General features: G+C 71.3%; 10 protein-coding genes. 3 read left to right on the top strand and 7 right to left on the bottom strand.

The genetic code is table 11. The features are described 5' to 3' along the window. Nucleotides 1–3 precede the first annotated feature (3 nt). Nucleotides 4–1,851, bottom strand: coding sequence for a glutamine--fructose-6-phosphate transaminase (isomerizing) (gene glmS / locus QPJ90_RS06370; protein WP_290133596.1), 1,848 nt, complete (start codon nucleotides 1,849–1,851; stop codon nucleotides 4–6). A 91-nt stretch (nucleotides 1,852–1,942) separates the two neighbouring features. Between glmS and QPJ90_RS06365 the strand changes: the two genes are divergently transcribed. From QPJ90_RS06365 to coaA, 3 genes are all read left to right on the top strand, one after another. After that, entirely contained in the window at nucleotides 1,943–3,163 is a 1,221-nt protein-coding gene (locus QPJ90_RS06365) for an ATP-binding protein (RefSeq protein ID WP_290133595.1), read from the top strand. A 10-nt stretch (nucleotides 3,164–3,173) separates the two neighbouring features. Further along, nucleotides 3,174–3,659 carry a glutathione peroxidase gene (locus tag QPJ90_RS06360; protein ID WP_290133594.1) on the top strand — a complete coding sequence of 162 codons (486 nt, stop codon included), beginning with the start codon at nucleotides 3,174–3,176 and terminating at the stop codon, nucleotides 3,657–3,659. 122 nt (nucleotides 3,660–3,781) lie between these two features. Further along, nucleotides 3,782–4,726 (top strand): type I pantothenate kinase, encoded by a 945-nt coding sequence (coaA, locus tag QPJ90_RS06355; protein ID WP_290133593.1) that lies wholly within the window; start codon nucleotides 3,782–3,784, stop codon nucleotides 4,724–4,726. Between the two features lie 157 nt (nucleotides 4,727–4,883). Here coaA and glmM read toward each other — a convergent pair whose 3' ends face one another. From glmM to QPJ90_RS06325, 6 genes are all read right to left on the bottom strand, one after another. Beyond that, nucleotides 4,884–6,260 (bottom strand): phosphoglucosamine mutase, encoded by a 1,377-nt coding sequence (gene glmM / locus QPJ90_RS06350; RefSeq protein ID WP_290133592.1) that lies wholly within the window; start codon nucleotides 6,258–6,260, stop codon nucleotides 4,884–4,886. Between the two features lie 22 nt (nucleotides 6,261–6,282). Further along, a complete protein-coding gene (rpsI, locus tag QPJ90_RS06345; RefSeq protein WP_175328271.1) occupies nucleotides 6,283–6,768 on the bottom strand; it encodes a 30S ribosomal protein S9 in 486 nt (161 codons plus the stop codon). Between the two features lie 36 nt (nucleotides 6,769–6,804). Beyond that, a complete protein-coding gene (gene rplM, locus QPJ90_RS06340; RefSeq protein WP_022904636.1) occupies nucleotides 6,805–7,251 on the bottom strand; it encodes a 50S ribosomal protein L13 in 447 nt (148 codons plus the stop codon). A gap of 253 nt (nucleotides 7,252–7,504) precedes the next feature. Beyond that, nucleotides 7,505–10,222 carry an ExeM/NucH family extracellular endonuclease gene (locus tag QPJ90_RS06335; protein ID WP_290133591.1) on the bottom strand — a complete coding sequence of 906 codons (2,718 nt, stop codon included), beginning with the start codon at nucleotides 10,220–10,222 and terminating at the stop codon, nucleotides 7,505–7,507. A 133-nt stretch (nucleotides 10,223–10,355) separates the two neighbouring features. After that, on the bottom strand, nucleotides 10,356–11,102 hold the full coding sequence (locus tag QPJ90_RS06330; protein WP_290133590.1) for an MBL fold metallo-hydrolase: 747 nt from the start codon (nucleotides 11,100–11,102) through the stop codon (nucleotides 10,356–10,358). Next, on the bottom strand, nucleotides 11,099–12,004 hold the full coding sequence (locus QPJ90_RS06325) for a tRNA pseudouridine synthase A (RefSeq protein WP_290133589.1): 906 nt from the start codon (nucleotides 12,002–12,004) through the stop codon (nucleotides 11,099–11,101). The genes QPJ90_RS06330 and QPJ90_RS06325 overlap by 4 nt, the downstream gene beginning before the upstream one ends. Nucleotides 12,005–12,036 lie beyond the last annotated feature (32 nt).

Genomic DNA, 12,036 nt, shown 5'->3' with positions numbered 1-12,036 from the left:
CGACTACTCGACGGTGACCGACTTCGCGAGGTTGCGCGGCTGGTCGACGTCGAGGCCCTTGGCCGCGGCGAGCTCCATGCCGAACATGTGCAGCGGCGCGACCGCGAGCAGCGGCTCGAACAGCGGCGTCGCCAGCGGGATCCGCAGGACCTCGTCGGCGAAGGGCAGCACGGCGGCGTCACCCTCTTCCGCGATGGCGATCACCCGGGCGCCGCGGGCGCGGATCTCCTGGATGTTCGACACCACCTTCGGGTGCAGCGAGCGGCTGTCACGCGGCGACGGCACGATGACGAAGACGATCTGCCCGGGCTCGATGAGGGCGATCGGACCGTGCTTGAGCTCACCGGCGGCGAAGCCCTCGGCGTGGATGTACGCGAGCTCCTTGAGCTTGAGCGCACCCTCGAGCGCGATCGGGTACCCGACGTGGCGGCCGAGGAACAGGACGCTCCGTGTGTCCGCCATCCAGCGGGCGAGGTCCTTGATGCCGGACGCGTCGTCGATGGTCTGCTGCAGCTTCGGGGCGAGGCCCTCGAGCTCGGCGACCTGCTCGGCGATCTGCTCGGCCGTCAGCGTCCCGCGGAGGGTCGCGAGGTGCAGCCCGAGCAGGTACAGCGCGACACCCTGCGCGATGAACGCCTTCGTCGAGGCCACGGCGACCTCGGGTCCGGCGTGCGTGTAGATGACCGCGTCGGACTCGCGCGGGATCGTCGCGCCCTGGGTGTTGCAGATGGAGAGGACCTGCGCCCCCTGCTCACGGGCGTACTTGACGGCCATGAGCGTGTCCATGGTCTCGCCCGACTGGCTGATCGAGACGACGAGCGTGCGCTCGTCGAGCACGGGGTCGCGGTACCGGAACTCGTGTGCGAGCTCGACCTCGACGGGGACACGGGCCCACTGCTCGATCGCGTACTTGCCGAGGATGCCGGCGTACGCGGCGGTCCCGCACGCGATGACGATGACACGCTCGACGGTCGCGAGGCGCTCGGCGATCGGGTCGAGGTCCGTCAGGGTGACGGCGCCGTCGTGGACGCGGCCGAGGATCGTCTTCGCGACGGCCTCGGGCTCCTCGCTGATCTCCTTCGCCATGAAGGACGACCAACCGCCCTTGTCGGCTGCCGAGGCGTCCCAGTTGACCTCGAACTCGCTCGGCGACGCCGGGGTGCCGTCGAAGTGGATCACGTCGACGCCGTCGGGGCGGATCGTGGCGATCTCGTCCTGTCCGATCGCGAGGGCCCGCTGCGTGTACGCGACGAACGCGGCGACGTCGGAGCCCATGAAGTTCTCGCCGTCGCCGAGGCCGACCACGAGCGGGGAGTTCCGCCGGGCACCGACGACGACGCCGGGCTGGTCGGCGTGCACGACGAGGAGCGTGAACGCGCCCTCGAGCCACTGCACGGCCTGCTGCATGGCGTCCGTCAGGTCCCCGGTCTCGCGGAACGACCGCGCGACGAGGTGCGCCGCGACCTCGGAGTCGGTCTCGCTGAGGAACTCGACGCCCTCGGCCTGCAGCTCGGCGCGGAGCTCGGCGAAGTTCTCGATGATGCCGTTGTGGATGAGGGCGAGCTTGCCGCCGTCCGCGAGGTGCGGGTGGGCGTTGCCGTCGGTCGGCCCGCCGTGCGTGGCCCAGCGGGTGTGACCGATGCCGGTGCCGCCGTCCGCGATGGGGTGCGACTCGAGTTCGTCGACGAGCGCCTGGAGCTTGCCGGCCTTCTTGGCCGAGGCGAGGTCCGATGCGGCGTCCACGACGGCGATGCCCGCCGAGTCGTAGCCGCGGTACTCGAGCCGACGGAGTCCACCGAGGAGCACGTCCTGACTGCTGTTGCTGCCGACGTAGCCGACGATTCCACACATGGCCTCGATCCTACGGTCTGCCTGGGCGGTGACCCTGCGAAGCGGCCGGATCGATGCCGTCTCGTCATCTGTCGGTTTCTGCCGTAGTCTGATGTCCACCACAGACCGGATCAGATTGGGAGAGATGCGCGCCGAACTGAACCCGTACGCCCCCGGTGCCGGCTTGCGGCCGCCGGAACTCGTCGGACGCCAGCCCGAGGTCGACGCGTTCGACCTCCTGGTCGCGCGGTCCCGTCGCGGCCAGACCTCGCGCAGCCTCGTCCTGCACGGGCTCCGCGGAGTCGGCAAGACCGTTCTGCTGAACCAGTTCCGGGCGCAGGCCGACTCGGCCGGCTGGCTCGTGGTCGACGTGGAAGGGCAGACATCGGACTCGGGGCAGCAGACCACCCGTCGGCGACTCGCTCGTGAGATCGCCCTCGCAGCACGCCGTCTGCACCGAGGAAGGGCGCTGACCTCCGCGGTGCGGGACGCGTTGGCCACGGTGAAGGCGTTCAGCGTGCAGTTCGGGGGCATGGGGTTCTCCGTCGACGTCGAGGCCTCGGTCGGGCGCGCAGACACCGGCGTGATCGAGATCGACCTCGAAGAGCTCGTCGAGGACCTCGCGCCCGCACTCCGCGAACAGCAGCGGGTGCTCGCGCTGTTCGTCGACGAACTCCAGGACCTCGAACCCGCGCTGCTCGCCGCGTTGATCTCCGTGCAGCACCGGGCGGGCCAGCGCGAGTGGCCGTTCGTCGTGGTCGGAGCCGGGCTGCCGAGTGTGCCCGGGGCGCTCACCACGGCGAAGTCGTACGCGGAGCGCCTGTTCGACTACCGCGAGATCGGGTCGCTCCCCTCCGGGGCCGCTGCGGACGCGCTCGTCCTGCCGGCGCAGCGGTCCGGGGTCACGTTCGACCCGGACGCGCTCGACACCATCGTCGACGCAGCGGGCGGCTACCCGTACTTCCTGCAGACGTACGGATCTGCCGCGTGGGACCTGGCGGCGGACAAGCGGATCACCCGAGCGGACGCCGACGGAGCCATCGAACGCGGGAACGCCGAGCTGGACAGCGGGTTCTTCCCCGGGCGCTGGGCGAGTGCGACGCCCGCTGAGCGCCAGTACCTCGTCGCGATGTCCGACGACCCTGAGGGTGAGTCCTCGACCGGTGAAGTCGCGAGCCGCCTGGGCGTCCCCGCGAAGGCGACCAGTCAGGCGCGTCAGGCACTCATCGGCAAGGGCATCGTGTTCGCGCCGCAGCGAGGGCGGATCGCTTACACGGTGCCGCACATGCGGGCCTTCGTCCGGCGACAGGCTGATCTCGACCTGGTGGACTAACGTCCGTCACATGGGACGGTTCGACGACATCGAGATCACGACGCTGCACGGTGAGCACACCACGTTCGGGCAGTTCTCCGACAAGGCGGTGCTCGTGGTGAACGTCGCCTCGCGATGCGGCCTCGCGCCGCAGTACGAGCAGCTCGAGGCACTGCAGAAGGAGTACGGCCCGCGCGGCTTCACGGTCCTCGGCTTCCCGAGCAACCAGTTCCTGCAGGAGCTCGGCTCGTCCGAGGCGATCGAGGAGTACTGCTCGACGACGTGGGGCGTCACGTTCCCGATGTCCGAGAAGGTCAAGGTCAACGGCAAGGGCGCCCACCCGCTGTACCAGGCACTCAAGGAGACCCCGGACAGCGCGGGCAAGGCCGGCCGGGTCAGCTGGAACTTCGAGAAGTTCCTCGTCGCGCCCGACGGCGGGGTGACGCGCTTCCGTCCGACGACCAAGCCGGACGACCCCGAGGTCGTCGCCGCCATCGAGGCGGCCCTGCCCGCCTGACCGCACCGAGCGCAGACCGGCCCGCGTCCGGCGGACGCGCACCGGGCTCCGGACTGGAGGCACGGTGCACGGGAGCGCGCCTGCTCACGTGATCCGGGCCTCCCGTCGGTACGCTCGTCCCCATGCCGATCACGGACACCACCGTCGCGCACCCGACCCCCTTCGTGGAGATCCCCCGCGACGAGTGGGCACAGCTCGCGCCGCGGGAGCACCTGTCCCTCACCGAGACCGAGATCGTGCAGCTGCGCGGCCTCGGCGACCGGTTGGACATGCAGGAGGTCCAAGAGGTCTACCTGCCGCTGTCACGCCTCCTGACGCTGTACGCGGCCGGCGCGCGGAACCTGCACGCGTCGACGTCGAGCTTCCTCGGGGAACGAGCCGGCAGGACGCCGTTCGTCATCGGTGTCGCGGGCTCGGTCGCGGTCGGCAAGTCGACCGTCGCACGACTCCTGCGCGAACTCACGAAGCGGTGGCCGGACACGCCCCGGGTCGAACTCGTGACGACGGACGGGTTCCTGTACCCGAACGCCGAACTCGAACGCCGCGGGATCATGGACCGCAAGGGCTTCCCGGAGTCGTACGACCGTCGGTCCCTGCTGCGGTTCGTCAGCCAGGTGAAGAGCGGTGCGGCCGAGGTCCGTGCGCCGTTCTACTCGCACCTCGTGTACGACATCGTGCCCGACGCCGAGGTGGTCGTCCGGCAGCCGGACATCCTCATCGTCGAGGGACTCAACGTGCTCGCGGCACCGACCAACGGGCGTCTGGCGCTGTCCGACCTGTTCGACTTCACGATCTACGTCGACGCGAAGACGAAGGACATCGAGTCCTGGTACGTCGACCGGTTCCTCGCCCTGCAGGAGGAGGCCTTCTCCAGCCCGGACTCCTTCTTCCACCGCTTCGCCTCGCTCTCGCGCGAGGACGCCGTGCGCACGGCGACGGAGGTGTGGCGGGCCATCAACGAGCCGAACCTCATCGAGAACGTGCTGCCGACGCGCTCCCGGGCGACCCTCGTGCTCAAGAAGGGCGCGAACCACAAGGTCAACTCGGTGCTGCTCCGCAAGATCTGACGCGCGGCGGGCTCGCGCGGGAGCACGCGCACGCGGCGCGGATCGCGCTCGCACAACCAAAGGCCCTCGGAACCACGCGATGACGTGGTTCCGAGGGCCTTTGGTTGTGCGGCGGCGGTTCGCGCCGGTCGCAGCAGCAGGGTTCGGCGGGCGGACCCTACGCGGCGTCCTCGATCGCGAGCCGCGCACGCACGACGTCCGCGAGGTCCTCGGCGATGCGCTCGGCATCGGCCTGCGACGCCGCCTCGACCATGACCCGCACGACGGGCTCGGTCCCGGACGGGCGCAACAGCACGCGCCCGGAGTCCCCGAGCGCAGCGGTGTGCGCCGCGACGGCCTCCTGCACGCCCTGGTCGTCGAGGCCGGTGCGGTCGACGCCCCGGACGTTGAGCAGGACCTGCGGGAACACCGTCATGCACTCCGCGAGCTGCGCGAGCGACTTGCCCGTCCGCGCCATCTCCGCGACGAGGTGCAGGCCCGTGAGGATGCCGTCGCCCGTGGTGGCGTACTCGTGGAAGATGACGTGGCCGGACTGCTCGCCGCCGAGGGAGAACCCGCCCTCGTTCATGCGCTCGAGCACGTAGCGGTCCCCCACGGCGGTCTGCTCGACCGAGATGCCGGCGTCCGACATGGCCCGGAAGAGCCCGAGGTTCGACATGACGGTCGCCACGAGGGTGTCCGACGCCAGCTGCCCGCGCTCCTTGAGCGACAGCGCGAGGATCGCCATGATCTGGTCACCGTCGACGGCGTTGCCCGCGGCGTCCACCGCGAGGCAGCGGTCGGCGTCGCCGTCGTGGGCGATGCCGACGTCGGCCCCCGCCTCGAGCACGGCCCGCGCCAGGTTGTCGATGTGGGTCGAGCCGACACCGTCGTTGATGTTCACGCCGTCGGGGTCGGCGCCGATCAGGGTGACGCGGGCACCGGCGTTGACGAAGACCTCGGGCGAGACGGCCGAGGCCGCACCGTTGGCGCAGTCGAGCACCACGTGGATGCCGTCGAGCCGCGCCGGGAGCGTGCCGAGCAGGTGCACGACGTAGCGGTCCTCGGCGTCGGCGAAGCGCGTGATCCGCCCGACGTCGCCACCGGTCGGGGTGGGCGCCGAGTGGTCGTGCATGGCCGCTTCGATGCGGTCCTCGACCTCGTCCGGCAGCTTGCGGCCGCCGGCGGCGAAGAACTTGATCCCGTTGTCGGGGGCCGGGTTGTGCGACGCGGAGATCATCACGCCGAAGTCGGCGTCGATGTCCGCGACGAGGAACGCGGCAGCGGGGGTGGGGATGACCCCGGCGTCGAGCACGTCGACGCCGGCGGAGGCGAGCCCGGCGGCGACGGCCGCGCCGAGGAACTCACCGGAGACGCGTGGGTCGCGCGCCAGGACCGCGCGGGGGCGCGGTCGACCGGACGCCCGACGGGCGTCCGCATGGTGTCCGTGTGTGAGCACGGCCGCGCTGGCCTGGGCGAGACCCAGAGCCAGCGCGGCCGTCAGCTCGCCGTTGGCGAGACCACGAACACCGTCGGTACCGAACAGACGCGGCATTGCGATCGGGTTCGGTGAGCGACTAGCGCTTCGAGAACTGCGACGCCTTGCGGGCCTTCTTGAGACCGGCCTTCTTGCGCTCGATGACGCGGGCGTCACGGGTGAGGAAGCCGGCCTTCTTGAGCGCCGGGCGGTTGTTCTCGCGGTCGATCTCGTTCAGCGCACGCGCGATGGCGAGGCGGAGCGCACCGGCCTGACCCGAGGGGCCACCACCGGTGATGCGGGCGGTGACGTCGTAGGCGCCGAGGAGCTCGAGCACCTTGAACGGGTCGTTGATCAGCTGCTGGTGCAGCTTGTTCGGGAAGTAGTCCTCGAGCGTGCGGCCGTTGACGGTGAACGCGCCGCCACCGGGGACGAGGCGGACGCGGGCGATGGCCTCCTTGCGGCGCCCGACGGCACCGCCCGAGACGTTGAGGATCTGGCGGGGAGCAGCCTCGGCAGCGGCGGGTGCGCTCTCCGTGGTGAAGCTCTCCGGGGTCTGGTCGAGGGAGTCAGCGATCTGTGCCATGAGTTGTATCAGTCCTTGAAGTCGTCGTGGCCGTCGTTACTGCGCGACCTGGTCGAAGGTGTACGCCTTGGGCTGCTGCGCGGCGTGCGGGTGCTCCGCGCCGGCGTAGACCTTCAGCTTCTTGAGCTGCTCACGGCCGAGGGTGTTCTTCGGCAGCATGCCGCGGATCGCCTTCTCGACGGCGCGGGTGGGGTGCTTCTCGAGCATCTCCGGGTAGGAGGTCGCCGTGAGGCCGCCCGGGTAGCCCGAGTGACGGTAGTAGACCTTCTTGGCGAGCTTGGAGCCGGTGAGGGCGACCTTGTCCGCGTTGATGATGATGACGTAGTCACCCATGTCCATGTGCTGGGCGAAGGTGGCCTTGTGCTTGCCGCGCAGGAGCGCAGCCGCGTGGGTGGCGAGGCGGCCGAGGACGACGTCGGTCGCGTCGATGACGATCCAGTCGTGCTGGACGTCTGCCGGCTTCGGGGAGAACGTACGAGTCACAGGTGTGCTGCTTTCGTGTCGAGGTGAGGAGTCCGTGAATCCCGCTCCGGTGGGTGTTCCCCGCGCGATGCACGTGGAACTGCCCGGTGGAGGGCTCATCTGACTGTCCGGCGCACGGGGCGCACAGACCAAGGAGAGAGCCTACCCGACGCGACTCGCGTTGTCGAACGCGCCCGGCAACGGACTGGAGGCACGGTGCCCGCTGGCACCGCGCCTCCAGTCCGTCAGGTGGTCACGTCCGTCAGGACGGCCGTCACCCGAAGAGGCCGCGCAACCAGTCGATGAGCGCCGCGATGGCCGCCGCGATCGGGCCGGTCCCGCTGTTGCCGGGCTTCCCGGGTCCGTCACCGGGCTTGCCCGGACCGTCACCGGGCCCGCCGGGCTTCCCGACGCCCGGCAGGTCGATGCCCACCAGGATCGGGTCGTGGTCGCTCGCGCGGAACACGTCGTCGCGGTAGAGGTCCGTGACGTTGTAGTCGTAGCGCGAGTACTCGAGGCCGACCGACTCCACCGAGTTGATGTTCCAGATGTCCACGCCGGTGACGGTCTTCACGGCCGCCTTCGACGCGAACACGTGGTCGAGCGACCCGCTCAGCCCGCTGAAGACGTACGACCACTCGGTCGGGTCCTCGGTCGGGCCGAGGTCCGTGTAGCCGGCGTCGTCGAGGACCTTCACCGGGTCCTCCTGGCTGTAGGCGTTGAAGTCGCCGAGCATGAACACCTTGTCGGTGCCGGAGGTCTTCTGCATCGCGGTCGAGAACGCCACGAGCGCCTTCGACTGCGCCACACGGGAGGCGTTCGACGCACCCTGGCCGTCGCCCTGGTCGGCGTCGGCGCCCTCGCCGGAGCCCTTCGACTTGAAGTGGTTCGCGATGACGAGGAACGTGTCCGCCTTCTTCGGCTTCTCGACGCCCTTGCCCTTGCCGGGCCCGGTCACGACCGGCGCGAACGCCTGGGCGAGGGGCTGCCGGGCGTTGGCGAACGCCGTCGAGTCGGTGAGGATCGTCGACCCGCCGACCGGCTGCACGCGGTCCTGCTTGTAGATGAGTGCGAGCCGGATGACGTCCTCGCTCGACGGGAGCTTCGCCGGCGACTTCGCGTAGGCCCAGGTGTCCTTGCCGGTGGCCTCGTTGAGGGCGGCGACGAGGGCGGCCACGGCGGCGTCGCGGTCCTGGCCGAAGCGGGCCGAGTTCTCGATCTCCTCGAGCGACACGACGTCGGCGCCGAGGCCGTTGATCGCCTTGACGATCTTCACCTGCTGGCGGGCGAGGTCGTCCGCGTTCGCCGCACCACGGGCGTCGCAGCCGCCCTTGACGGTCACGGGGTCGCCGTCACGGTCCGTGTAGTACGTGCAGCCGGTGAGCTGGTCGCCGGTCGTCGGGAAGTAGTTCAGGACGTTGAACCCGGCGAGCTTGACGTCCCCGCCGACGTTCTCCGGCGCTGCGGTGCGGACGTTCGAGAACGACACCGGCAGGTCCGCTGCCGGGGTGGCCCCGGTGATCGGCGAGGTCGGCTGGAACTTCCACGCGTCGTTCCGGAAGTCGAGGACGACGGGCTCGTCGAAGGTCGCGGCGGCGCCGACCGTGACCGGGCCCTGGGTGAGCCAGGAGACCGGGATCGACTGGTTGGCGGCGCTGAGGAAGTTCGTGCTCGCGCCGTCGTCGAGCACGACCTTGCGCGCGGCGTTGTCGGCGACGACCGCGGCGGCTGCGGCGCTGCCCGGACGGGCGGCCTCCGTCGGCTGGAGCAGTCGCTGCTTCCCGCTCGCGAGCACGACCTCGCCGTACTGGTTCGTCGTGTAGTTGTCGGCGACCGTGTAGTCCCCCTGCGGCGCGACGAGCATGCTCTCGAGCGACTCGCGCTGTGCGTCGGTGCGCGGGAACGTGAGCGTCGCGGGCACGGGCTTGGCGACGCCGTCCTTCGGGAGCTGCTCGAGACCCGCGGCGGTCGGGACGGTGAGTTCGGTCAGACCGTTGAACTCGGAGACCGCGCCCGTGAGGCGCACGACGTCGCCGATCGCGACCTTCGCCGCGGTGGCCGAGGAGTACACGAAGACGGCGTCCGACGCCGTGTGCGTCGCCAGGTCGAGCGCCCCGCCGGTGCCGGCCGTCTGGATCGTGTAGCCGTTGAACCCGCCCGTGGCGTACACGGCGGTGACGACGCCGTCCGTGCGCACGGTCTTGCCGACGTACGGCGAGGTGTCCGCCGTCCCCTGCAGCTGCGCGATGGTGACCTGCTCGGCCGGTGTCGCCGGCGTGCCCGGGTCGGTGGGGTCCGTCGGGTCGGTGGGGTCCGTCGGCTGGGTCGTCTCGCCGGCCGCGTTCTCCGGGGTGACCGTGCTCGTCAGCGAGAAGTCCGCCGCGTTCGAGTCCGTGTCGGTCGTGCCCGTGCGGGTCAGCGCGTCCGGCACCGAGTTGGCGGTGCCGGTCGTGGCGGCCGCGGTCTCGAAGGTGTTCGACGTGCCGTAGCCGAGCAGGTCGACGACACCGGGCGTCCCGGTCGTGACGGCACCGGCGGGGAGGGTCAGCGCGGTCGCCTGGTCGGCGAGGACGAGCGTGCCCGTCGACCCCGACGGGTTCAGTCCCGTGACGGCGTCGGCTTCGGGCAGCGCCTGACCGGTCGACCCGTTGGACCCCATCTGCACGAGGTACGTGCCGTGCGCGGGGACCGAGCCGGCGAGCCTGCCGACCGACGGCGCACCCGTGCTGGTCGCGGCGCGGTACTGGAGCGACCACCCGTCCACGCTGATCGGGGCGTCGGTCGGGTTGCCGAGCTCGACGAACTTGTTCGTGAACGGCTGGTTCGCGCTGCCGCCCTTGAGGTAGGCCTCCTCGATGACGAGGCCGGTGCCGTCCGGGTTCGCCGACGCCGGGGCGGCGGCGACGAGCGGGGCGGCGACGAGGGCTGCGGCGGTGACGGCGCACACCAGCGTGCGGCTCGTCACCCCCGCCGAGCGTTCGGTTCGGAGCATGAGGACCTTCGCGTTCGTGGGTTGGCTCCCCCCGGTCGGGGGGCAACGACCCTCGGAACCTACCTGCCTGGACGGTCGCTCAGGTTGCGGACAGGTAAATGATTGCTTCCCGGTACGAACGTCCCGGGACGACTCAGTGCGGGACGGGCAGCCACTCCGACCCGACGCGGTGCACCGCCGGGCCGTGACCGGGGAGCAGGATGCCCGGCATCGGCAGCGCTCGCGCCGACTCGAGTGCCCGTCCCGGGTCGGCCGTGAAGAACGGCGTGATCATCCGGGGGCGCGGCGCCCAGGACGCCGGCTGCGTGTCGTGCCGCGACACCACCGCGTCACCCGTGACGATCGCGTCCGCGGCCGGGAGGAGGTACGCCGTCGACCCGGCGGTGTGGCCGTCGGCCGGGAAGGGGGTGATCGCGCGGCCGTCGAAGTCCGCAGCGGTGAAGGCGCGGACGGTCGGGACGGTCGTCGGTCGGAGCGCGTCGGACGCGATCGCCCGGGCGAGCCACCGGAGCACCCGTGGTGCCGCGAGCCGCCCGCCGATCTCCGCGGGGGTGACCTGCTGCCGCCCGGGACCGCGGACGTTGTCGACCTCGTCCGCGTGGGCGAGCACCTCGACGCGCGGGAACCGTTCGAGGATCCCGGGGATGCCGCCGACGTGGTCGACGTGCCCGTGGGTGACGTACACGCGGCGGAGGTCGTCGAGGTCGTGGCCCGCCCAGCGCACGGTGTCGAGCACGAGGTCCGTGTCCGCGGGGTACCCGGCGTCGATCAGGGCGACCCCGTCCTCCTCGGCGAGGACGACCCAGTTCGACACCGGTCCCTCGACGAACACCACACCGGGCGCGACGGAGACGACGGACCGGGCGGTGCGGGAGCTCATCCCCCGACCGTACCGGTGGCGGGTCCGTCCACCGTCCGGCGCGCACGGGTCTGGTCGGCCCGCGCCGCGAGCGCGTCGTCGGCCGGGTAGCCGACCTCGGTCAGGGTGAGCCCGCGGGCCGGCGCCACCTTGAACTCGCTGGTGCGCTGCTGCGCGCGCCGCAGCGCCTCGAGGCGCTCCAGGCCGAAGCGGCCCTCGCCGACGGCGATGGTCGCCCCGACCATCGCGCGCACCATGGAGTGGCAGAACGCGTCGGCCTGGAGGCTCGCCACCAGTGTGCCGTCCGGCTCGCGGTCCCAGCGGAACTCCTGGAGCGTCCGGATCGTGGTCGCCCCGTCGCGCGGCTTGCAGAAGGTCGCGAAGTCGTGCAGCCCGAGCAGCACCAGCGCACCGCGCTCCATCGCAGCGGGGTCGAGACGCGTCGGGTGCCAGGTGGTGTGTCCACGACGACGTGGGTCGCGGGGTGTGTCGGCGTCCGCGACCCGGTACTGGTAGCGACGCCAGAGGGGGGAGAACCGGGCGTCGAACCCGTCCGGGGCGATCGAGGCGCGCGTGACCACGACGTCGCCCTCGGGCGCCGCGATGCCGTTCACCCGCTTCACGAGACCGTCCAGCGGCGAGCGCCCGGTGGTGCCGCGCTTGGCCCGCAACGCCCCCCACTGTTCGGGCGAGAGGTCGAGGTGGGCGACCTGTCCGGTGGCGTGCACGCCGGCGTCCGTGCGGCCCGCGACGGTGAGGACCGGCGGCTCGCCCCACCGGGTGAAGACCGTGGCGAGCGCCGACTCGAGCGCGCCCTGCACGGTGCGGAGGCCCGGCTGGCGGGCCCAGCCGGAGAAGGCTGCTCCGTCGTACGCGATGTCGAGACGGAGCCGCACGCCGTCGGGGGTCTCGATGTCGGTCACGCCCCCACGGTAGCGGTGTCAGCGGCGCGTCA

Source organism: Curtobacterium sp. 458, from assembly GCF_030406605.1.
Classification (GTDB): domain Bacteria; phylum Actinomycetota; class Actinomycetes; order Actinomycetales; family Microbacteriaceae; genus Curtobacterium.
Note: the sequence above shows the minus strand (reverse complement) of the source record. Positions and strands in the feature narration are given on the sequence as shown.